At 40.7% G+C, this 24,452-nt stretch carries 16 protein-coding genes and 1 pseudogene; 15 read left to right on the top strand and 2 right to left on the bottom strand.

The window, feature by feature from the left end:
* The 4 genes and pseudogenes from R8925_RS06965 to R8925_RS06950 form a co-directional block, all read left to right on the top strand.
* Complete coding sequence (locus tag R8925_RS06965; protein WP_430535165.1) at nucleotides 1-1,353, top strand: dihydrolipoyl dehydrogenase family protein; 1,353 nt, start codon at nucleotides 1-3, stop codon at nucleotides 1,351-1,353.
* A complete protein-coding gene (locus R8925_RS06960; protein ID WP_430535164.1) occupies nucleotides 1,350-1,994 on the top strand; it encodes a TVP38/TMEM64 family protein in 645 nt (214 codons plus the stop codon). The genes R8925_RS06965 and R8925_RS06960 overlap by 4 nt, the downstream gene beginning before the upstream one ends.
* 83 nt (nucleotides 1,995-2,077) lie before the next feature.
* Nucleotides 2,078-2,398 (top strand): DM13 domain-containing protein, encoded by a 321-nt coding sequence (locus R8925_RS06955; protein WP_430535163.1) that lies wholly within the window; start codon nucleotides 2,078-2,080, stop codon nucleotides 2,396-2,398.
* A 14-nt stretch (nucleotides 2,399-2,412) separates the two neighbouring features.
* A pseudogene (locus R8925_RS06950) lies at nucleotides 2,413-2,742 on the top strand (transposase); the annotation flags it as partial.
* Nucleotides 2,743-3,627: 885 nt separating this feature from the next.
* Here R8925_RS06950 and R8925_RS06945 read toward each other — a convergent pair.
* A complete protein-coding gene (locus R8925_RS06945; RefSeq protein ID WP_430535162.1) occupies nucleotides 3,628-4,560 on the bottom strand; it encodes an LCP family glycopolymer transferase in 933 nt (310 codons plus the stop codon).
* 201 nt (nucleotides 4,561-4,761) lie between these two features.
* Between R8925_RS06945 and R8925_RS06940 the strand changes: the two genes are divergently transcribed.
* From R8925_RS06940 to R8925_RS06910, 7 genes are all read left to right on the top strand, one after another.
* Nucleotides 4,762-5,823 (top strand): glycosyltransferase family 4 protein, encoded by a 1,062-nt coding sequence (locus R8925_RS06940; RefSeq protein WP_430539420.1) that lies wholly within the window; start codon nucleotides 4,762-4,764, stop codon nucleotides 5,821-5,823.
* A gap of 112 nt (nucleotides 5,824-5,935) precedes the next feature.
* A complete protein-coding gene (locus R8925_RS06935; protein WP_430535161.1) occupies nucleotides 5,936-6,844 on the top strand; it encodes a peptidase U32 family protein in 909 nt (302 codons plus the stop codon).
* 13 nt (nucleotides 6,845-6,857) lie between these two features.
* Nucleotides 6,858-8,123, top strand: a complete 1,266-nt coding sequence (locus R8925_RS06930) for a peptidase U32 family protein (protein ID WP_430535160.1) — start codon at nucleotides 6,858-6,860, stop codon at nucleotides 8,121-8,123.
* Nucleotides 8,124-8,232: 109 nt separating this feature from the next.
* On the top strand, nucleotides 8,233-8,790 hold the full coding sequence (locus R8925_RS06925) for a LemA family protein (RefSeq protein ID WP_430535159.1): 558 nt from the start codon (nucleotides 8,233-8,235) through the stop codon (nucleotides 8,788-8,790).
* 23 nt (nucleotides 8,791-8,813) lie between these two features.
* Nucleotides 8,814-9,740: a zinc metalloprotease HtpX gene (gene htpX, locus R8925_RS06920; protein ID WP_430535158.1), complete on the top strand. Its 927-nt coding sequence runs from the start codon at nucleotides 8,814-8,816 to the stop codon at nucleotides 9,738-9,740.
* Between the two features lie 377 nt (nucleotides 9,741-10,117).
* Nucleotides 10,118-14,071 carry an FN3 associated domain-containing protein gene (locus R8925_RS06915; protein WP_430535157.1) on the top strand — a complete coding sequence of 1,318 codons (3,954 nt, stop codon included), beginning with the start codon at nucleotides 10,118-10,120 and terminating at the stop codon, nucleotides 14,069-14,071.
* A gap of 68 nt (nucleotides 14,072-14,139) precedes the next feature.
* Complete coding sequence (locus tag R8925_RS06910) at nucleotides 14,140-17,490, top strand: toxin Cry1Ac domain D-VI-related protein (RefSeq protein ID WP_430535192.1); 3,351 nt, start codon at nucleotides 14,140-14,142, stop codon at nucleotides 17,488-17,490.
* 275 nt (nucleotides 17,491-17,765) lie between these two features.
* On the opposite strand, the gene R8925_RS06905 is transcribed toward R8925_RS06910, so the two are convergent.
* On the bottom strand, nucleotides 17,766-18,773 hold the full coding sequence (locus R8925_RS06905) for a LacI family DNA-binding transcriptional regulator (RefSeq protein WP_430535156.1): 1,008 nt from the start codon (nucleotides 18,771-18,773) through the stop codon (nucleotides 17,766-17,768).
* Between the two features lie 196 nt (nucleotides 18,774-18,969).
* On the opposite strand from R8925_RS06905, the gene R8925_RS06900 reads away from it, so the two are divergent.
* From R8925_RS06900 to uxaC, 4 genes are read left to right on the top strand one after another with little or no spacing between them, the layout of a single operon-like run.
* A complete protein-coding gene (locus R8925_RS06900; RefSeq protein WP_430535155.1) occupies nucleotides 18,970-19,929 on the top strand; it encodes a sugar kinase in 960 nt (319 codons plus the stop codon).
* 26 nt (nucleotides 19,930-19,955) lie between these two features.
* Nucleotides 19,956-20,591, top strand: coding sequence for a bifunctional 4-hydroxy-2-oxoglutarate aldolase/2-dehydro-3-deoxy-phosphogluconate aldolase (locus tag R8925_RS06895; protein ID WP_430535154.1), 636 nt, complete (start codon nucleotides 19,956-19,958; stop codon nucleotides 20,589-20,591).
* A 22-nt stretch (nucleotides 20,592-20,613) separates the two neighbouring features.
* A complete protein-coding gene (locus R8925_RS06890) occupies nucleotides 20,614-23,037 on the top strand; it encodes a glycoside hydrolase family 31 protein (protein ID WP_430535153.1) in 2,424 nt (807 codons plus the stop codon).
* The gene (gene uxaC / locus R8925_RS06885; RefSeq protein WP_430535152.1) at nucleotides 23,034-24,452 is read left to right on the top strand and encodes a glucuronate isomerase; all 1,419 of its coding nucleotides are present in this window, start codon (nucleotides 23,034-23,036) and stop codon (nucleotides 24,450-24,452) included. The genes R8925_RS06890 and uxaC overlap by 4 nt, the downstream gene beginning before the upstream one ends.

Genomic DNA, 24,452 nt, shown 5'->3' with positions numbered 1-24,452 from the left:
ATGAAGCAGCATCATCAGGTGATTGTGATTGGCGGTGGCGCGGCAGGGCTTTATGCTACGGCTGGCTTGGCGCGTCTTGGTGTCGATGTTGCAGTGGTGAATACAGATGCGAATATGGGCGGCGATTGTCTTCATTACGGCTGTGTTCCTTCAAAAACGTTGCTACATATGGCGCAAGAAACGACGAATTGGACAGAGATTCAGGCAAAAATTCAGTCTGTGATTGCGGACATCCAGGTTCATGATAGCGTTCCGAGGTTCGAGGATATTGGCGCAAAAGTGCACATTGGAAAAGCGGATTTCTTAGACGCAAACACTATCGAAGTCGGCCAGCAACAACTGACAGCTAAAAAATTCATCATTGCAACTGGTTCGCGACCAAGAATTCCGGATGTGACCGGGCTTGATGATTCGATGTATGAAACGAACGAAACGCTATTTCAAATGCCAAAATTACCGCGCAAAATGGCGATTATTGGCGCAGGACCAGTCGGACTGGAGCTAGGACAAGCTTTGCAGAATATCGGTGTTGAAATCACGATTTTTGACCATAATACGACATTTTTAAAAGCACTCAGTCGTGATATTGCGGATATAGCGCTTAAAAACCTACATTTAAATATCCATCTAAACAGCACGCTTACTGAAGTAACCCGTCTTAGCGAAGATGAAATCAGTCTTAAAATTACAGAATCAGGGCAAGAAAAAACGCTAATCGTTGAGAAAATTCTTTTTGCAACAGGACAAATAGCGAATATCGATAAGCTACATTTAGAACGAGCTGGCGTCACGTATGATAGTAAAATCGAAACAAACCATTATTTACAAACTACGGCACCACACATTTATGCAATTGGAGACGTCATCGCAAGTCCAAGTCTCACGCATGCAGGCGGCGCTGAAGCACGAACGGCGCTCATGAATATCGCATTTGGCAATTTTAGCAAGGTGAACTATGACACGCTGGCTTCGGTTATTTACACGAAACCAGAAATTTACCAGCTCACATCATCTAAAAAAGCAACGCGGACCTTATCAACATCCGGCGCTAATGTTGATCGATTCAAAACGGACAATGAATCCGAAGCGCTTGTCAAAATCGGCATCGATGATAATATGAAAATCATACAGGCAGAAGCAATCGGCACAGATATTTCCAATGTAATGCAACAAATCGCGCTACTCAAATCCACCAATGCCAAAATTACGGATCTTTCTAAACCGATGTATCCGTATCCAACGAAATCAGAAATCTTAAAAAACATATCTGACCAACTACTTACAGAAAAACTCGAAAAGCCCATTTTACAGCGAATTATCCGTAGCATCATCAAGTGGAGGGGATTATCATGAAAAAATTTTGGCAAGAGTGGCGCGGGGTTATTCTATTTATTGCATTTGTTATGACTGGCTTTCTCGTTATTTATAAACTCGGAATTATCGATAGTTTCAATGTAGCTGAACTGAGTCAAGTCGTTCGTGATATGGGCATTTGGGGTCAACTTCTCTACGTTGTGACTTATATTTTGCGCCCACTTGTTTTATTTCCCGCGACACCACTCACCCTTTTTGGCGGCTATACATTCGGCGCAGTACAAGGTACGATTTTAGATGTCATCGGTGCTGGAACAGGTGCTTTACTTGCTTTTTGGATTGCACGCAAACTTGGAAAAGATAAAATCGAACGCCTTATTCAAGGTAAAAAACTCGAAAAATTCGACCATAAACTCGTTGAAAATGGCTTTTTAGTTATTCTATATTTGCGGCTCATCCCGCTGTTTCCATTTGACAGCATTAATTATTCGATGGGACTAAGCTCGGTTCGGACGCGTGACTATGTTGCAGCAACCTATCTCGGCATTATTCCAGGCGCATTTACCCTGAATTTTCTCGGTTCGTCACTTGGCCGCCTAGATTGGAAATTTTACACAGCAATTGCGCTATACGCGATCATGATTCTTTTGCCATTTATCGTGAAAAAAATTAAGAAATAACTAAGAATTGCATAAAGGTTACCTTATTTTCGGTTGTTATTATAAAAGAGTAGAAAATAATAACGAAGAGGGGTAATGAAATTATGAAAGTAAAAACAGCAATTTTAACGGTAGCATTGGGGTCGACACTGGTTCTAGCGGCATGTGGGGGTGCGGATACATCAAGTAAAGATGACAAAATGGACGATAACAAATCCGCGATGACCACTAAAAAAGATAGCATGATGAAAGCAAATGAAAAAGTTTCGTTGATGGCCACATTGGGTGGAGCGGGTGCTCATAAAGTGAGTGGAACAGCGACAATCAAAGATAACAAGCTGATGCTGACCGATTTTGTCACAGATGAGGGTTCAGATTTACACGTGTACTTAGTAAAAGGGGGTAATATGAAGGATGGCGTGTAAGTAAGCGCAATCGACGTTTCTCGATGAGCAGAGAACTCAATGCCTATGCTGGTATCGATATCCGACGATATCAATCTGGAAAGACTTTTTATTCGAATCATATCAATAAGCGTGGCAGCCCTAAGTTTCGTAAACTGCTTTATCTTATTATTCAAAACATGTTAAAGAAGCAGCGGAATGCCCCTAATCATATTGTCCATTATTATTATAGACAAAAAGAAGAACCCTACAACAAATGTCATAAGGTCGCCTCTGTGGCTTGTATCAATAAATTATTGAAAACAATCCACTATCTGATTATAGCAAATCAAATGTACGACTACTGTTTAGCGACAACGTCGTAACATTTTTATTATAACAGCCTGCTCCCTTTTTTTAAATGGAAAAGAAGCAGGCTTAATTTTCTATGCCTAAAATACTTATATATTTATAAGGTTTATTGGTTGACTAATCGTAAGAAGAGTCTGAATCATAACCCAAATAAATCGGCGACAAGTGTTCGTATTGTTGGGACTGTTCGAAAGAAATGAGTTACAGTCCCAATATGCATGGGAGCAAAGCGACCATGTAATCCACCAGTGGCTGTTCGAAAGAAATGAGTTACAGTCCCAATATGCCGACAAGAGTCCTGAGCAGACGTTCTTTCAGGATACTTAGGCTAGAGATGAACGGACTTAGATGGTTTGCCCAGTCATACACTCCTCTTGATTGGACTGTTCGACATAAGATGCGCAATATAAACGTGAACAAGAGAACGGTTAACCCCCTTGCATACAAACGTATTCGCTCGATTTGTGCCAGCGAGTTCACATCTCACACGAAAAAAAGATTGGTGATATCATGCTTATTTTGTGTGGAAATACGTTTTTCAAGGTTTCATTATGAATAAAAAATCAGCCGCCTTACATCAAATATATGCATTTTAAAATAAGGTTTTGAACACACTGTTGTAGCCTCCCGATTCAAGAATGTGTGCTACTTTGATTCGTATCCAATTCATACCGAAAGCTAAGAAATCTAACCAAGATGACTGAAACTGATTACCTACCGTCTTCCAATACTGTCAAACTTGGACTATCCTCGACACTATGCAGCTTATTTCTAAACTTAAACAACTGATATAGATCTGAGAAAATATGCAAATATAAAAAATACCGATTGAAAATCTTTTTAGATTTTCAATCGGTATTTTTTATATCAGAGAGGCTTTTATCTAACCGTCTCGTTATTTACTTCAACTCTAAGTTCTTCGCTAGTGAATCATGTAATTTCTGACGTTCAGCATCAGATACATTATAGTACCATATGCCATCCATCTTACCACCATCACCGGCAACTGTCATATTTTCCACGTTTTTACGTGCATCTAGATAGTTCTTAGCGATACGTGTCATATCTGTCATTGTTAAATCAGTTTGCAGGTTCTTACCAACTGCAGACAAGATATCATCGAATTTCCACAGTGTTTGTGTTGTTGCTATTTTCTCGATTACAGCTTGGATGACTTCTTGTTGTCTCATTTGACGGCCAAAGTCACCACGAGGATCAGACTTACGAATACGTGTGTATGCTAAAGCATCTTCGCCGTTTAGCGTCACAGTGCCTTTTTTGAATTCTTTATCTTTTAAGGTAATATCCATATCGTTATAAACCTCTACACCACCAACAGCATCAACCAAGTCTTTCAGGCCTTCCATGTTTATTTTGATGTAGTAGTTAATCGGAATACCATTTAAAAAGTGAGTCACGGTATCTTCTGCCATCTTCACGCCACCGTAAGCATAAGCGGCATTGATTTTGTTCGTGGAGTCGTGTCCGATAATCTCGGTACGGGTATCACGCGGTATACTTAACATTTGTGCCTTATTCGTTGTGCCGTTTACCGTTGCGACCATCGTTGTATCGGAACGACCAACATCGCCTTCACGTTCATCGACACCTAGAATAAGAACGGAGAATGGGCTATTCCCATCAAGTTTTACAGGGTTCGCCGTTCGCCCTTCAACTGGCGTATATATGTCATCCATTGTGGACTTTGTTTGATATACAGCATAGCCAACAAAGCCTCCTAAAACTAAAAATATACCTAAAATAGACCATAGAAAAATTCTCAGACCTGTGCGTTTCTTCTTTTTTGTACCTGTGCGTTTCTCAGCGCGCATGTGCTTCTCAACCTCTCTAGTATAAATTCTCTCACCACCTATTTTACTACATACTGTCAAATAAGTCACTGTTATTTCCATTAGTATTTGATTAGAAAATAAGGAATGCTATATCCTATCTATGGGTTTTCATTGTTTTTTTTCATGTTTGTATGTATACTTATAAAAGTGTGTATCTACATAGAGGAGGCACGGGGAATTATGTTAACTGTTGTTTTAATATGTTTTTTAGCCTCGCTGCTGTTAACCCCTGTAGTGAGACGAATTGTACTTAAGTATGACATTACAGATAAACCAGATAAAAGAAGAATTAATATTGTGCCGATTCCAAGTTTGGGCGGTGTGGCTATTTTCATCGCATTTCTAATAGGGATGTTCCTATTACCGATTGATAGGACGCTTTTGTGGCCACTTGTGATTGGCGCAAGCGTGATTGCGTTGACGGGGATTCTTGATGATATTTTTGAATTAAAAGCGCGGTATAAAATGATTGGTCAGATTCTTGCGGCTGGCATCATCGTATTCTGGGGTGGCATTAACATTACGTTTATAAATCTGCCTTTTGGTGGCGAGGTTTACTTTGGTTATTTGTCGATTCCGCTAACAATTATTTGGATTGTGGCGATTACGAACGCGATTAACTTGATTGATGGCTTGGATGGTTTGGCTGCTGGCGTTTCAACGATTGCGCTATTAACCATTATGGGCATGGCTTTTGTGATGGGTGACCCACTCGTTATTATGGTTACGGCTGTGCTGGCTGCCTCGACACTCGGTTTTCTACCATACAATTTCTACCCCGCTAAAATTTTCATGGGGGATACAGGGGCTTTATTTTTAGGATATATCATCGCGATTCTTTCGCTGATGGGCTTTAAAAATGTCACGTTTATCTCATTGATTGTACCAGTTCTCATTTTAGGTGTGCCGATTTTCGATACGATTTTGGCGATTATTAGACGAATTGTGCATCGCACGCCAATTGCAATGGCGGATAAATCCCATTTGCATCATAGCTTAATGAAGCTCGGTTTTACGCACCGCCAAACCGTGATTCTGATTTACGCGATTTCAGCGCTATTCTCGCTATTCGCACTTATTTTCACGATGTCAACATTTTGGGGATCATTTTTACTCATTATGGTACTGCTCATCGTTATCGAATTTTTCGTGGAAGTTTTAGGGCTCGTCAGTCAAAATTATCGGCCGATGATGCGGCTTTTACGGATCGAGCGGGTGGAACAAGAAGAAGAACAGGAATAATGAATCAAGAACTTATCTTCGTCACAAGATAGGTTCTTTTTTGTCGCTTGATGCTTACGTACATCTATGTTAATCTATTTAAGTAGGTTTAAAAATCAAAGGAGAGATAAAAATGAATATTATTGCCACGGCAGAGTCGGTTTTGCAAGCTGAATTGTTGTTGGGCGCGGGGGTTGACACGCTATACGTCGGAGGAAGTCGTTTTGGACTGCGAATGCCGCAATCATTGACGCTTGCCGAAATTAGTGAAATAACTAACAAAGCGCACGAAGCAGGAAAAGAGGTCTTAGTGGCCGTGAATGGGCTCATGCACAATGAGCATTTGAAGGATTTGCCTGCTTATTTATGTGAATTATCTAACATGAAGGTAGACGCCATTACGGTAGGGGATCCAGGCGTTGTTTTTATGTTGCATGAAATGGCATTGGATTTGCCGTTTATCTATGATGCACAGACGTTTGTGACGAGCGCAGAACAGGTGAATTTTTGGGTGGAACAGGGAGCAGTTGGTGCTGTCATGGCTCGCGAGTTAACGTTGATTGAGCTTGAAGCGATTACGGCGAAGATGTCTGTACCAATTGAGGTGCAAGTGTATGGACCGACATGTATTCACCAATCGAAGCGTAAACTTGTGACGAATTACCAAAACATTGTGGAGATAAAAGATGATACATCGAAGAATCGGGGACTTTATTTGCGCGAGCCAAATGATGCGGATAGCCAGTTGCCGATTTATGAAGATGAGAATGGGACACATATTTTTTCAACGGAAGATTTGTCGTTAATGCCTTATTTGGAGCGAGTGTACAACGCAGGATTGCGAACTTGGAAACTGGACGGTGTTTTATTGCCAGGTGAGGATTTTGTCGCGATTGCAGCGTTATTCGTGCAGGCGAAAGAAGCGCTGATGGCGGGTGATTTTGTGGCGGAGACATTTGTGAATCGTTTAGCAAAACTGCAACCGGAAACGCGCGTGCTCGGAACGGGATTCTTTTTGAAACAGCCAGATGAGGTAAAATAAGGAGGACATGACAATGACTGGAAGAAAAAATTTGAAAAAACCGGAAGTTTTGGCGCCGGCGGGTAACTTGGAGAAATTGAAAATTGCGATTCGTTACGGTGCGGACGCTGTATATATTGGTGGACAGGCTTTTGGACTTCGTTCACGTGCTGGGAATTTTTCATATGAAGAGATGCAAGAGGGAGTAGCTTTTGCGCATGCGCGCGATGCGAAAGTCTATGTGGCTGCGAATATGGTTGCGCATGATGGGGACACGGAAGGGGCAGGTGAATTTTTCCGGACGTTGCGTGATATTGGGATTGATGCGGTCATCGTATCTGATCCAGCACTGATTAGTATTTGTTTTGTGGATGCGCCAGGTTTACCTGTTCATTTATCAACGCAAGCATCGGCGACGAATTACAAGACGCTTGAATTTTGGAAACAGCAAGGTTTGGAGCGTGTGGTTTTGGCGCGTGAAGTAAGCATGCGTGAGATTCAGGAAATCGGTCAGAATACGGATGTCGAGATGGAAGCGTTCATTCATGGCGCGATGTGTATTTCGTATTCGGGGCGTTGTACGCTATCCAACCATATGGCGAATCGGGATGCGAATCGTGGTGGTTGTGCGCAGAGTTGTCGTTGGAAATATGATCTTTTTGAAATTGATAATGGCGTACCGCGCAACTTGGTGGATGAGGACGAAGAACCGTTTTCCATGAGTGCAGTGGATCTCTCAATGATTCGCTTTATTCCTGACATGGTTGAAGCAGGTGTTGATAGCCTCAAAATCGAAGGTCGCATGAAGTCGATTCATTATGTGTCAACGGTGGCTAGTGTATACCGGAAAGTTGTGGACGCATATTGTGCTGATCCTGATAATTTTGTTTTTGATCCAGCATGGGAAGCCGAACTTTGGAAGGTTGCCCAACGCGAATTATCAACAGGCTTCTTCTATCAAGAGCCAACCGAAGACGAGCAATTATTCGGCAAAACGCGCAAAATTCCACAATATGCATTCGCTGCACAAGTTTTAGATTATGACCCAGCAACAAAAATCGCGACGCTACAACAACGAAATAATTTTGGCGTAGGTGAAGAAATCGAGTTCTACGGGCCAGGAGAAGTCGGTTTCAAGCAAGTCGTAAAAGACCTCTGGAACGAGCATGATGAGCCCATTGAGCGTGCGCCGAACGCGATGATGACAGTAAAAATGACAGTAGATTATCCTGTGGAAGAATTTTACTTCATGCGCAAGAAGAAAGAAGAGCGTAAGGCAAAAAAACGTATCAAAGTCTAATCCATAAAAAGGCTGATTTGACGCAAGGTCATCCTAGCTTACTGAATGATTGTGATTCATTGTAAACGCTGGTATAATGAAAACAAACATGAAAAGGAGTTGTATGAACATGATAGGATGGATTATTGCTATCGCGGTTGTTGTTATACTCGTATTGATTTACTTTGGCATGTATAACAGCCTTGTAAAATATCGCAACAGAGTAGAAGAAACGTGGGCGCAAATTGATGTGCAATTGAAACGTCGCTTCGATTTAATTCCGAATTTAATTGAAACGGTAAAAGGTTACGCGGCACATGAGAAAGAAACACTTGCAAAAGTGGTGGAGGCTCGTAATATGATGACGCAAGCTCCAGCAGATGGTCGCGGCGAGCAAATGGAAGCAGATAACATGCTAACAGGTGCACTTAAATCTGTATTTGCACTGGCTGAATCGTATCCAGATTTAAAAGCGAATACGTCATTTATTGAATTGCAACACGAACTAGCAACAACAGAAAACAAAGTGGCCTACTCACGCCAGCTTTATAACACAACAGTAATGACCTACAATACAAAAATCGAGTCAGTTCCTTCTAATATCGTTGCCAAAATGGGTGGCTTCACGAAACGCGACATGCTTGCAACACCAGAAGAAGAGAAAGTGGTTCCAAAAGTTCAATTCTAAAACACTGAAGGGAAGAATGAGCCATGTTATTTGAACAAATAGCGGCAAATAAACGTAAGACAGTGTTCATTGTTTTAGGATTCTTCATTTTTGTGATGTTGGTTGGTTGCGCCATCGGGATTTTGGTCTACAATAATTATTTGAACGGTTTGATTATGGCGGCTGTGATAGGAGCTATTTATATCGCGATTATGATTTTTTCAAGTTCAAAAGTCGTTATGACGATGAACCGGGCGAAGGAAGTCACATCCAAAGATCAGGAGCCAGTGCTTTGGGATACGGTTGAAAGTATGGCGATGGTTGCGGGAATTCCAATGCCAAAAGTATATATTGTGGAAGACCCGAGCCCGAACGCATTCGCAACTGGAATCTCACCTGAAAAAGGTGCTGTTGCTGTAACACGAGGATTACTAAATAAGTTGGAGCGCTATGAGCTAGAAGGCGTTATCGCACATGAAGTGGCACATATTCGTAATTATGACATTCGTTTGTCCACGATTGCGATTGCTCTTGTTGCCGTCGTTGCGATTTTGTCAGATTTGGCGATGCGGATGCTTTTTTGGGGCAGTATTACAGGTGGAAATAACAATCGTAAAAGTAACGACAACAATGGCGGTGGCGGTGCGCAAGCTATCATTTACATTGTCGCATTGGTCTTTGTTATTTTGGCACCAATCATTGCAACAGCAATTCAATTCGCGCTCAGCCGTAACCGAGAGTATTTAGCGGATGCGACAGCTGTTGAATTGACGCGGAATCCAACTGGTTTGGCTGATGCATTGCGTAAAATTAGTGGTGATACCACGAAGATGAAACAACCGAGCGCAGCTTCTGAATCGATTTACTTCACGACACCATCAAAAGGTGAGAAGAAAACGAAAGAAAAAGCAGGTTGGTTCGATTCCCATCCGCCGATTTCAAGTCGAATCGAGCGTTTGGAACATATGTAACACGAAGAACTAGACGGTTAGTTTATTGTTAGTAAGAGTCTAACATGATACTAACCGTCTTTTTTTATATATGATCATATGAATAAAAATACATAAAAATGAATATTATTATGATAATTTTTTTGTGAAATAGCGGATGTCTTTTTTGTGAACAGTTATTTTTACGGGGGAAAAAAAGTCTAAATTTTGCTGACTAAATCTGTGTAAGGGTTGTAAGATAAGTTTAGGCACAGGAAATAATAGCAACTTATTTTCCAATTAAAATAAAATGAACGAGGTGTTGGCGGATTGGTGTTACTCTAAGGTAGATACACAGCAAGGTATATCACAGTCATGGAAAAACGAAAACGTAGAGTAAGGTAACTTAAAAAATATTTTTGCAAAATAATAATGCGACACTGGTGCATGAACAAAAAACAGATTCCAAGCAAAAGAAGGAGGAAATAACTGCTTATCATGAAAAAATAATGCATAAAGCAGTTGTGATTACAAATATGAAAATGCAAAAGAAATTTGGATTGAAAATTTTATCGGTGGCAATAATTGCTTCCTTGATGGTACCGACTTCTATCGGAAATATTGCTGCTTTCGCGGAAACAGCTACGCCCACAACAACTGAAAATGTGGTGAAAAGCGATCCAACATTCGCACAAAAAAAAGAATTCCAAATCAAAAAAGGAACAGAAGATGCTGAAGTTAGTGCTTCAGCAGTTAATTTAACGAGTACTGGATTAGATTTACACGGTGTAGTGAGTGGTGTGCCTCAAGCGACTTATTTACGATTTTCCGATGTTAATCTACCGAGCGATGCCAAAATTTCGAACGCGTACCTTTCATTCACAACGCGTGATGCTTCGTCAGCTAGCCAGTCGACAACAATTAGCATAACAGGTGAACGTGGCACGCAAGCAGAATTTTCAAATACGGTTGCTTCGTTTACGAGTCGCACATTTACAGAGGCTGCGGTTAGCATGGCAACACCTGTAGTCGCGACCAATACGATTTTTAATACAGCGGATATTACTTCTGTGCTGAATGAAATGCGTGTCAACTCGGCGAATATCAAAAACTATGTATTCAAAATAGCTGGGAATAATAAAGGTTCTTTTGTGATGCGTTCTTATGATTCAAATGCAACACTGGCACCGAAACTTATTGTGGAATATACGTCTCCATCTGCGGATTATAAAGCAAACATCGCGAATACAGCAGATGACGCAGAAGAATACAGCGCGAACAAGACAATGGATTTAAATTCGGCGATGGAAATTGGTGGCTACTATTCGACGACATTAACGCCAGCATATCGAAATATTTCGGCTTTCCGTTTCGTCAATGTCAACCTTCCTGAAAATGCAAAAATTGACGACGCCTATTTAGAATTTACAACATACGGTACAGTTGCCAATCGCGTTTCCAACATGTCCATTGCATCCGAACTAGGCAATCCACAGGCGTATACGAATGTTGCTGGGAATATAAGCTCGCGTAACTATACAGTTTCCACGGTGAAATACAAACAAGCCAGTTTTACCGCGGCCAACCAAGTTATCCGAACGCCTAATCTAAAAAGTATCATTGATGAAACCCGCTTGATGGGATGGCAAAATGGCAGTGCCCTAGCTTTCCGCGTCGATGGAGACAACTATATCGGCAGTGTTTATCAAGGTGGATCAGCTATAGCCAACCAACCAAAACTTGTCATCAAATATACGTATAGTGAAAAAGATGCCATTGCTTCTGATGTCACCAAAGATCCAGCAAAAATGAAAAATCTCTTTATTAATGAAGTGGCCAGTATGGGAACAGATGCCAACAAGGACGGTTGGATTGAAATTTTCAACAACAACGATACACCTGTATTCTTTGAAAATGGTGTTTTCCTATCCGATGATGCGTCCAATTTAGGGAAATCAGAGCTAAAAAATCTCTACATTCCTGCAAAAGGATACGGTGTTGTGAAGGCGGACGGAACGCAAAATAATACTTCTATTAACTTCACGTTAGGCGACCGCGCAATGAAGCTTTGTTTGTCCACAAAATACGATGATAGTTTCCACACTCTAGACACGTTTGATGTGAGACAAATGAGTTTTAACGAAACAATGGGACGTCTTAATGATGGTGATCTGAACGTAGTGACGTTTAAAACAGGCACATACGAAAGTTCAAACAACGATGCTAGCCCAATCGTAACAGTGACAGCTAATCAAAAAACTGGACTTTACACAAAAGCATTTGATTTAGCACTGGCAAGCGACGCGGTTAATACGATTAAATACACGACGGATGGTTCGACACCGAGTGAGACGAACGGGACAACATACACGAAACCGTTCACTATTGACAAAAACACAACAGTCAAAGCCTATGCTTATAATTCGAAACAAAATAGTGGCGTACAAACATTTACGTACTCCATTCGTGAAGATGCCGATAAAATTCCGGTAGCGAAAAAAGAATATAGTATCAAAGCAGGAACAGACGATGCAGCAGTAGCAGCAACAACAGTTAATTTGACAAGTACTGCGCTAAATCTACACGGGCTTCTAAACGCCGCGCCACAAGCTACATTTGTGCGTTTTGCGAATGTTGCTATTCCAGCCGATGCCGTTATCACAAAGGCATATCTCACTTTCACGACACTCACAGCATCAAGTACACCAACGAATTTGACGGTTGCAGGAGAAATTGGAAATGGCGATATTTTTGCGTCCACCGTTGCTTCTTTCAATAATCGTAAACTAACGACTAACGTAGCAAAATCTGCAACACCAGACAAAGTAGCCGTCAACGATTTAGTAAATACAGGCGATTTAACCGAAGTCATCAATGAAATGCGTGCTGGAAATCCAGATATGAAAAATCTTGTTTTCAAAGTAGACGGAGACAAAACAGGGGCATATATTGCACGTTCATATGAATCAAGCCCCACAATGGCGCCAAAATTAGTTTTAGAATATTACTCAAGTGATGGTGATTTCAATGGCCAAGTCGCAACAGTAAACGATGATGCCGAAGAATACGGCACAGCAAAAGCAATCAACCTTAACGATAATTTAAGAATTGGTGGCTACTATAGCACGAATCTTGCTCCAGCTTACAAAGATATTTCGGCTTTCCGCTTTAACAACGTAATACTTCCAGAATCAGCAGAAATTGAAGATGCTTATTTAGAATTTACAACCTATGCAACAAATGCGGCAAAAATAAGCTCTAACATGGAGGTACGTGCGGAGCTTGGTAATCCGGAAATTTACAAAAATACGACTGGAAACATCACATCTCGCGTCTATAGTGAGTTGGCGGTGAAATACGCACAACCGGCGTTCACAGTAGCAAATCAAATCGTGCGCACGGCGAATCTAAAAGATATCATCGACGAAAGCCGCCTAACTGGTTGGGAAAATGGTCAATCAATGGCATTCCGCGTGGACGGCGATAATTATATTGGAAGTGTCTACCAAGGCGGAAATGCAAATGCAGCTAGACTTATCATCAAGTATAAAAACAACGGCAGAGGCCCAAGTATCGAAGGCGCCCTTACAACACCGGATAAAATCAAAAATGTCTACATCAATGAGTTATCATCTGAAGGCACAGCGAGCTCTAAAGAAGCCTGGATCGAGCTTTATAACGACAATGATGTCCCCGTTATTTTAGACAAAAGGATGTATCTAACCGATAAAGCAAAAACACTCGATAAATTTGAATTTTCAAACCTTGTTATTCCTGCTAAAGGATACCGTGTAATGTATTCTGATAAAGCGACGAATCTTGGGAATAATCACCTAAGTTTTGAAATCGGTGGTAGTGGGGATGTGATTTTATCCGCGAAAATTGGTTCTGAATTCAAAACAGTAGATGCCATCAAATACACGAAACAAGCATATAATCAATCATTTGGACGCCAGCCAGACGCGAGTAAGAACCTTACATTATTCAGCTCTGATACGTTAGGCAAATCGAATAACAACGGGCAAACCAACTATGCCGTACAATTCAGTAAAAATCGCGGTATGTATGATACTGGCTTTGAGTTAAGCATGACTTCAAAAGCTGGCATTACACTGAAATATACACTGGATGGTACGACACCAAGCGCGACTAAAGGAACAGTTTACACGGGCCCAATTACCATTGGTAAACAACAGTCGTTAAAGTGTATGGCTATGATGCAACAGGTAACACGGGTGTTCTTTCCAACACCTATGTTCTACGCGATAATTATAAAAATGAAGTTACATCTGGTGCTTTGTGGCAATATAAAAACACGATTACAAGTGACGATTACGCCCAAGCTATCGATGATTTTCCGGTTGTATCTATAACCGGTGATGCTACAAATTTGAACGGTTCCTCGGATACAGCTGGTACATTCGAGTATCTTGATTCACACATGGGAAATGGCGGAACAAACTATTTCAACTTCGCTGGCTCTAAAAAATTTGGGCAAGCAAGTGTATCGCAATTTAACTCCGGTGTCGCGATTAAATTCCATCGTGATTACAACGGCAAAAAAGCAAAATACAACTTTTTTGATCCAATGCCAGGTGAAGTATATCCAGTCGTGGGTAAATTCAGTAAACTGCAACTAAAAGAAGGACAGGATGGTCCTCAAAATGACATTTACAACCTTGGTTATAATCGCTATGATGAAAAAGTAACAGGCACGTTAGCTGGACAAATGGGTAAAATTTTCTTGCATACAAACTATGTTCATTACTACTACAACGGTAAATACATGGGTGTGAAAACAATGCGGGAGAATTTCAGTCAAAATATGTTTGAAGAATATTTTGGCGGTGACGGAGATGATTACACGAAGATTCGCTTCCAAGATGGCTACTTTGTTCCTGGTCACGTGGAAGCTGGCGATGGGGATACAGCTATTTTGACAAAAGTAAAAGCAGTATCCGCCGCGAAAAATTTCCAAGAATTTAAGAATTATGTGGATGTAGAGGATATGATTAAGATGCAAATTCTCTTCATGTTTACAGATACGGAACAAGAAGTCGATGCAGTCGTTTCCAATAGCGTTTTAACTGGAAATGGTGGCACAAAGATGAAGTTCAATATTAATGATACAGATGGCGCGTTCTATAATAACGGTGGAACAGGAACGAGTTCCTCTGCTTTCGCGGGCGGCGGTGGAACATACCGTTACAAATGGGCAGACGGCAACTCAAGACGCGGTGCCGGAGTGATGTTCGGTAATTTTTCAGGAGATAGTAGTACAGTCGCAACAGCCGGAAATCTTGAATTCAAAACGCTTGTTAAAGACCAAGTTCTCAAGCAAATTGGCCCAGCAAACGGTGATTTCGCAGGTTCAGCAGGCGCACCATTATCTGTTGCAAATGTGAGACAATTGATTCTAGATAACCAAAAACAAATTGATGCAGCATACAAACTAGATGCTGCTTACATGGGTGCGCGAAAAACAATATACCAAGATTGGCTATCCGCTCAAGTTAAAATCCAAGCACAGGTTCCAGATCGTGTGAAATATAATCTAGAAATGTGGACAAAATATGGCATGGCGCATACACTACAAAATGTTAATGTTGTATCAAGCGGTGCAGGTGTTGTATTAGATAACCCTAATGCTAATACAGATGTATACTACACGACAGATGGTTCTGATCCAATGGGCGCAGACGGAGTTGTATCAAGTAAAGCAACGAAATATACACCAGGAACTGTTCTTGATGCTAAAATCAAACTAACTGTCCGTGCTTTCAAAACAAACAACTGGGGTCCAATGATTGACAATGGTTCAGCCGCAGAACAAGCACAAAAAGAAGACGCTGCAACAAAAGCAGTCCAGTCTCTATTCATCAATGACGATGTTGCATCGGGAACACTAAAAAAAGAAACAACTCAAAAAGTAATTGACGCCGCACAAAAAGCAATTGATGTTGTGGCAGACGTTGAAGCACGAGCAACTTTACAAAAAGATTTGAATAAAGCAAAAGAATTGTTCGCGAATAAAGATATCGCAATAACGGCTATTAACGTAAACCCAGTTACGACATTAAATAAGGTGGTAACAGGAAAAGTAGAAGCAACTACAGGCACAGAGGTGAGACTCTTTGTTGATGGTGTGCAAAAGCGTACAGCAACAACGGATGACAAAGGGAATTTCACCTTTCAATCTGGGTATTTAAAAGAAGGCACTCAAATCGAAGTAAAGCTATACACGAAAGATGTCGTTACAGCCGCAACAAAAACTACAGTAAAGCAGGATACAGAGCCACTAAGTCTAGAAAATGTGAGTACATTTAGCCGTGTCGTCATCGGAAAAGGAAGTGAAAACACGTCATTTCGTCTAAGCATCAATGGTGTAGCAAAGACGGTGAAGACAAGTGATGAGAATGGAATTTATACATTTAGCATTGCTAATTTGGCGGTTGGAACACAAGTAAAAGTTGAAATGAAATCTGCAGGGACTTATTCTGTATGGAAAGAAACGACAGTAACAGCAGGCGTTGTTGATCCATCAAGCCTAGTTCTTGATCCATCTTTAAGCGGTGCAAAAATTGTCACCGGAAATACGCAAGAAGTTGGATCACAGGTTAGTTTGAGTGTTAATGGTGTAGCAAAAAATACACTCACATCTGACGCTACAACAGGTGATTTTCAATTTAATACAGCTGCTTTGCAAGTTGGCGACGTTGTAAAAGTTGAGATGAAAGTTGGGGGATTGTACACCGTTTCGCAAACCTTTACCGTAGCTGAAGCAAGTGGCGGGAATGAGCCAGAAAATAACGTGACAATCAATCCAATGACAGACAGGGATAAAGAGGTAACAGGTACAACAACCCTACCAAATACTGACGTTTGTATTAGTCTTAACGGTGATGTGAAAATAATCCAAAAATCAGATGCCGATGGAAATTATGCTTACACGATTGGAAATGTTACAGCAGGAGATACAATCACAGCTACTTTATATATCAATGGCGAGTACGATAAATCGGAAGAAATAGCAGTAGGAAAAGCGCCAGAACAAGCAAATAATTTAGTTGTCAATCCACTAACAACCGCAGATAAAAAAATTACAGGAAGCACAAGTAGTGCAAACACATCTATCCGCATCAGCATCAATGGTATTGCTAGAAGCACCGTAACAACAGACACCAATGGAGCTTTCACATATAACATTGCAAAACTAGAAGCAGGTGATGTAATCAAGGCAGAACAAAAAATAGATGGCTTGTTCACCGTATACAAAGAAGTAACCGTCACAGCCGCAGAAGTTGCAGACACAATTATGATTTATGATATTCGAGAAGGCGAAACCGTGATGACCGGGAGAACGAACCTGCCTAATGCGCAAATTCGCGTCAGCCTAAATGGTAAAACAAAAACGACATTTATCTCAGATGAAGCAGGTGATTTCAAATATACAGCTGGACAGGTAAAGCAAGGAGATATACTCCAAGTCGAGCTACGTGTCAATGGCGTGTATGCAGTTATTGCGACAACAACAGTCAAACGAGCAGCATTCAAACCAAGCGATCTACTAGTAAATCCAATTTTCATCGTTGATAAAAAAGTGACAATCAAAACCATCGCAGAGACACAAATTCGTATTAGCGTGAACGGAGTAGCCAAAGTAACACCAATAACGGATATCAATGGAGAGTACACTTATAACAATGCAAAATTAGCAATTGGAGACACCATCAAAGTCGAATTACGAGAAGATGGCATTTATACAATTAATAAAACAATAACTGTTCAATAAAAAAACAAAACAGGATTTCTGTAAGATGCGAAGAAATCCTGTTTTTGTATGTATAATTTGAAAAAAAACGGCCAACCTTAGGGGGAGGCTGACCGGAAAAAGGAGATTGTTAAGGGACGCCACAATTAGAAAAAGGGGGAAACTAATTGCCGTCCTTGCTTTACATTCTCTATAATAAAGCAGGCTAATGAAATTCTAGCGTCATTCCAATGAAAGTTTGATTAGAATTAGTGATATACGACACTTTCTGATTGGGGTATAGATATAACCACGCTTTACGAAGACTCTCTTTGCTTTAATTCAGGCACGAATCGATAAACGTTAGGTTCTTTTTTCACCTTGTTTTGTAGGCGGGTTAAAATAATTTCAGCCACTTTCAGTCCCATTTTTTCGGTAGGCTGCGCAATGGTTGTTAAACTAGGTTGATAAATATCGGCATAGGATACATCATCGATACCAATAACCGCAACATCGGACGGGATTGTTAGTTGCTGAACTTTTAAAAAATGTAAAATCTCGCGTAAAACAAGATCATTGCCAGCAATAAGCGCGTTTGGTTTATCTGCTGATTGAAACATTTTTGCCAAGCCGGCTTGCAATGCGTGCAACTCGTCTGAGTAGATAAAATCTGCATTGAAGGGAATATTATAAGTTTCCAAGGCCATTTTATATCCTTCAATTCGCTCAATTCGAGGAGAAATAGCAGATGCTGTCGGTAGAGTTAGCATGGCGATTTTGCGATGACCATTAGCCACGAGTGCCGATACAGCAAGAGAAGCGGCTGTTTGATTGTCAAGCAAAATCGTATCAACCAAAAGCCCATCTACAATCCGATCGATGAACACAACAGGTATTTCTTCTTCCACAACTTGCTGGTAAATCGACGCATTCGTTTCGGTCGGAAAAATAATTAGGCTATCGACCTTACGAGAGAGAAGAGCACGAATATGATATTCTTCTTTTTTAGGATTGTCATCAGCATTGCAAATAATCACGTAGATGTTTTGTTCTTCCAGCTTATTTTCAATAATTCGAATCATTTCAGTTGAGAAAGCATGGCGGATATTAGCCACGACAATACCGACAATTGTTGTTTTTCTATTTTTTAAATTGCGGGCAGATTCATTGGGGTGAAAATTAAGTTCATGAATGATTTGCTCGATTTTTTCACGCGTATTTTGACTCATGTATTCATAGCGTTTATTTAAGTATTGTGAGACGGTACTTTTTGAAACGCCAGCTTTTTTCGCTACATCACCAATTGTGATACTCTTTTTTTGCATAGCATCTGCTCCCTTCTTCCTAAAGCTCACTATCTATTAGTATACTTTGTTTTATAATAAAGCGCCATTGAATTGCTAACCATTCAGGAAAGCAATGGCTGTAAAAAAATGAAAAAATTCGCTATTTATGTTGCATTAACAAATATAATCTGGTAAAATCACTTCATAAACCGGTTTAGTAATTGTGGAAAAGTAGGTGTTTGCTATTTTAGATGTTATCACACTAGGGGATGCGTTAATTTCGATGTATCCGATGAAAGAAGGAGCTTTACGTTTTTGCCCTCAATTTGAAAGAAAAGCTGGTGGGGCGGAGCTAAATTTTGCTATTGGGTGCGCTAGGTTGGGTCTGAAACCAGGCTGGATTAGCAAGCTCGGAAATGATGATTTTGGGCGTTACATCTTTTCATTTGCTAGAGGAGAAGGTGTGGATTTGACCCATGTTGCGTTTGTTGATGGTTATTCAACATCTGTTTATTTTCGCGAAGTGTTAACGGATGGCGCGAGTAAATCGTTCTACTATAGGGAAAATTCTCCAACCGAAGCTTTGTCAGAGGTTGATTTTGAAAGCGCTTATTTTAAAGGAGCAAAAGTGTTTCATGTAACTGGCGTGTTTCCATCAATTCATCGTCGCAATCAGGAGCTCGTTCAACATGCGATTCAACTAGCAAAAAATAATGGTTTACTTATTTCATTCGATCCAAACATTCGACTGAAAATGTGGACGCTGGAGGAAGCAAAATCATTTACTGAATCGATTTTGCCCGAGGTTGATATTTTGTTAGCGGGTGAAGAAGAGGCGGAGATGTTACTAGGTAAAATGCCTGTGTATGATTATATAGCAAAGTTTCATCAGTATGGTGTGAAACAAGTTGTCATTAAGAGAGGTGCGGAAGGTGCGGCTGGCTCGGATCAGCAAACGATTTTTGATGTAGCACCATTCAAGCCAAGAGCCGTAGTCGATACGGTCGGTGCGGGGGATGGATTTGATGCCGGATTTATTTCAGCACTATTAAAAGGTCGCTCTTTTGAACAGGCGTTACATTTTGCTAATGCGGTAGGATCGATGGTTGTTAGTGTGAAGGGTGATAACGAGGGATTACCGTATTATGAAGAAGTGCAGGCTGTTTTAGGGGAATTAGAACTGGTAGATCGCTAGACGCAAACGAAATAGGAGGAATCAGTATGTCAGAAGTGCAAGCTCGTTTAGTACGTGAAAAAATCGTTGCGGTTATTAGAACAGATAGTTTTGAAGAAGCAAAGCAAATTAGTGTAGCGATGATTGAAGTTGGGATTACAATGATTGAGATTACAATGACGGTACCAGAAGCGCCAGTACTTATCAAGTTGCTAAAAAATAAATATCAAGCGGATATACTTGTGGGTGCTGGGACAGTGGCTACGAAAGAAGAAGCGATAGAATGCTTCAATTATCAGGCGGATTTTCTTGTTTCACCGTATTTAATTGAAGCGGTTGCCGAAGCTGGAGAGATGCTGGGCGTTCCTGTTTTTTCAGGAGCGATGTCGATGAAAGAAGTAGCAGCTACGCAAAAATATCCCAATAGTTTAGTAAAAATATTCCCTGCTAATATCGTTGGAGCGCCATTTTTGAAAGCGGTTAAATCAGTTATTCCTACGGTGCAGTTAATGCCAACTGGCGGTGTGAATGAAAAAAATATATTGGATTGGTTTGAGGCCGGAGCAGATTGCGTCGGTATTGGCAGTGACTTAGTACGTATTTATCGAAAAGATGGTACCGCGGGTCTTAAAGCATACGGCCAGCAACTCCAAGAAATTTTGGCTAGCACAGTGCATAAATAAGTGAAAGAAAGGCGTGAATAATTTGTCTATAAAAACTAGTTATTTATTTCGGTTAACAGAAGAAAAAAATAATTGTCTGGTATTTAAGCTACACGAAGAAAATATATATGCACGTATCTACGTTTTAGAGACGGATATTGTACGCGTGTTTATCACAAATGGTGACCAACCAAAAATAGATAAAACATGGCTCGTCGCACCAGGCTTAGAAGATATCCCATTTACTGGACGAGAGCGCCAAGATACAAGTTTATTTTCGTTACCCGCTTATAAAACGGAACAAGATGCGGACCAATTTTATATTGAGACTGCGAAAATGAGAGTAGCAATCCGCCTAGATGGATTTCAAATAACATGGTATGCACGTGATGAACAAAGTGGTGATTTCGTTCAGTTTGCCAAGGACCGAGCGACCCAAGCTTATAATTTTGATGGTTCATTAGGTGAAGGTGTGTATCATTATTTAGAGAGAGATCGGCAGGAGCAATATTACGGTTTAGGTGAAAAAAGTGGGGAAATGAATCGGCACGGACGGCGCTACCGGATGCATAGCTTAGATCCAATGGGCTACGATGCGGAAACAACGGACCCGTTATATAAGCATATTCCTTATTATTTGACGTACCAGCCAGAGACGAAAATTTCTTTTGGAATTTTCTATGATAATATGTCGCAAGCAGTATTTGATATGGGAAATGAAATGGATAATTATCATGGCTTGTATCGCTATTATCAGGCAGTTGACGGTGATTTAGATTACTATATTGTCCTTGGGCCAGAGATGAAACGTGTCGTTGAGAGAACTTCTTGGTTAACAGGCCAAACGATTTTTGCGCCGAAGTGGAGTCTCGGCTATTCCGGCTCAACAATGTCATATACGGATGCACCAGATGCGCAAGTACAGTTACATAAGTTTCTTGCGTTATGCGAAGAGCATGATATCATTTGTGATTCGTTTCAGCTCTCATCTGGGTACACATCGATTGAAGATAAGCGCTATGTCTTTCATTGGAATAAAGAGAAATTTCCAGAGCCAGAGCAACTTTTCCAAAAATTCCATGATAAGGGCATTCGACTTTGCGCGAACATTAAGCCTTGCTTACTAACGGATCACCCCAAATATCAAGAATTAGCAAACGCGAATATGTTTATTCAAAATCCAGCAGGTACAGAAGAAGAGCGGGCACAATTTTGGGATGAGACGGGTGCATATTTAGATTTTACAAATGAAAAAACGATTCAGTGGTGGAAAGAACAAGTAACAGAACAGCTTTTAGAACGGCATATTGATTCGACATGGAATGATAATAATGAGTTTGAGATTTGGACGAGAGATGCAACGTGTGACGGATTTGGAACAGCAATTGATTTTGAAAAGCTTCGAGCAATCCAGCCGCTGTTAATGATGAAGGCATCTTATGAAGCACAAAAAGAGTATGCGCCTCATTTACGGCCATATCTTATTTCGCGCTCAGGTTGTCCAGGTATGCAACGCTATGTACAGACTTGGTCAGGCGATAATTATACGGAATGGAAAGCGCTTAAATACAATATCAAAATGGGGTTAGGCCTCAGTTTATCTGGTATCTATAATACTGGTCATGATGTTGGCGGTTTTGCAGGGCCAGCACCAGAACCAGAATTATTCGTTCGCTGGGTGCAAAATGGGATATTCCATCCACGATTTACTATCCATTCATGGAATTCCGATCAAACAGTCAATGTACCGTGGATGTATCCTGAGGTGGCAGAAGATATTAAAAATCTCATTAAGTTTCGCTATAAGTTAACGCCGTATCTATACAATATTTTGTATGAAGCGCATGCGTATTATCGCCCAATTATCCGCCCCGTATTCTATGAATTTAGCGAGGATGAAAGAACATTTGAACCGAGCGATGATTTTATGTTGGGTGATGCGATGTTAGTTGCCTCTGTTGTAGAAAAAAGTGCAACAACAAGACAAGTTTATTTACCCGCATTTGTCCACGGTTGGTATGACTATCATGCAGAAAGTTGGTATGAAGGCGGTCAAACCATCACATTACCAGCACCTTTTGATAAACCACCTTTGCTCGTAAAAGCGGGCAGTATAATCCCGATTAATGATGACCAAGTAACATTTACAACGAGAAAAGAATCCAGAGGGATGCAATTATTTCCACACGCACTCGAGGGACAGAGCGAGTATACATTATTTGAAGATGATGGCGTTTCTGTTACAAATGATGCTAACTTCGCAAAAATTCAGATTCAGATGACGACTACTGCGACGCAAATCGATGTACATGTGACGAAAATTGGTGCATATGAATTACCATACGAGCAAATACATTTTTATATACCGGCGAATGAAACAAGAAAACTGCTCGTTAATGGGCAAGAACTAAAGTTGCGAGATAACCGTTTTTTCTTCCCTGTACCGGAATGTGAGGCAGGCGCATGATGCATTTTATGGATGAGAATTTTTTATTACATTCAGATAGCGCCAAAATTTTATATCATGATTATGCAAAAAATATGCCAATTTATGATTATCACTGCCACCTGAGCCCAAAAGAAATCGCAGAAAATAAACCGTTTGAGAACATGACCCAAATTTGGTTGGCAGGTGACCATTACAAATGGCGAGCGATGCGTAGTTTTGGTGTGGACGAACGGCTGATTACAGGTGATGCGAGTGACAAGGAGAAATTTCAGGCGTGGATTGAAACATTGCCGTATACGATGGGGAATCCGTTATATCACTGGTCGCACATGGAGCTAAAGCGCTATTTTCATTTTGATGGAGTTGTTCAGGCTACGGATTGGGAATTTTTATGGAATCATTGCCAAGAACAGTTACAATCCGAAGATCTTCGTCCGCAAAGCATTATTCGCCGCAGTCAAGTGAAAGTGATTTGCACAACAGATGATCCGGTCGATTCGCTAAACTACCACAAGCAAATTGCTACTAACCAAGCTATTGAAGCAAAAGTTCTGCCGACATTCCGTCCAGATCGGGCTTTGGAAATTAACAAACCAACATTTCGAGTGTTTTTGGAAGAGCTTGGTGCAGTAGCAAATGGCAGTGTAACACAATTTCAAGATTTTTTACAAGCGTTAGAGCACCGTATCAATTATTTTCATGAAGTGGGCTGTCGTGTTGCAGATCATGGTTTTGAATTCCTATTTTGCGAAATGGTTACGCTGGAAGAGGCGAGTCATCTTTTTGCAAAAGCTTGTAATGGAGTCGCATTGAATTCGCTGGAAGAAAAGCAGTATAAGACGTTCTTATTGCAATATTTAGCGGAGCAATATAGCAGGCTAGGTTGGGTGATGCAATGGCATATTGGTGCGATTCGCAATAATAATACGAAGCGATTTAATGAATTAGGTCCGGATAGCGGTTTTGACTCGATTAATGACTTTTCACTTGCCAAACCGTTGAATCAGCTCCTGAATTATTTAGAAATGAAGAATTGCTTGCCTAAAACAATTATTTACACGCTAAATCCAGTGCACAACGATTTAATTGCCAGCACGATTGGTAATTTCCAAGCAAGCGGACATAAAGGGAAAATACAATTCGGTTCTGGCTGGTGGTACAACGATAAAAAAACAGGCATGATACAGCAGATGACATCATTATCGGAAGCTGGATTAATCAGCACATTCATCGGGATGTTGACGGATTCACGGAGCTTTCTATCCTACACGAGACATGAATATTTCAGGCGGATTCTCTGCCAACTAGTTGGGGGTTGGATTGAAGCTGGTGAAGTTCCGAAAGATTACGCTTTTATCGGACAAATGGTACAAGATATTTCGTACAATAATGCGCGAAATTATTTTCCTATAGAACAGGAGTTGAGTAAATAA

Source organism: Listeria rocourtiae subsp. hofi (assembly GCF_963575615.1).
In the GTDB taxonomy this organism is placed as follows: domain Bacteria; phylum Bacillota; class Bacilli; order Lactobacillales; family Listeriaceae; genus Listeria_A; species Listeria_A hofi.
The sequence above is the reverse complement of the archived record's forward strand: the minus strand, read 5'-3'. Positions and strand labels throughout refer to the sequence as shown.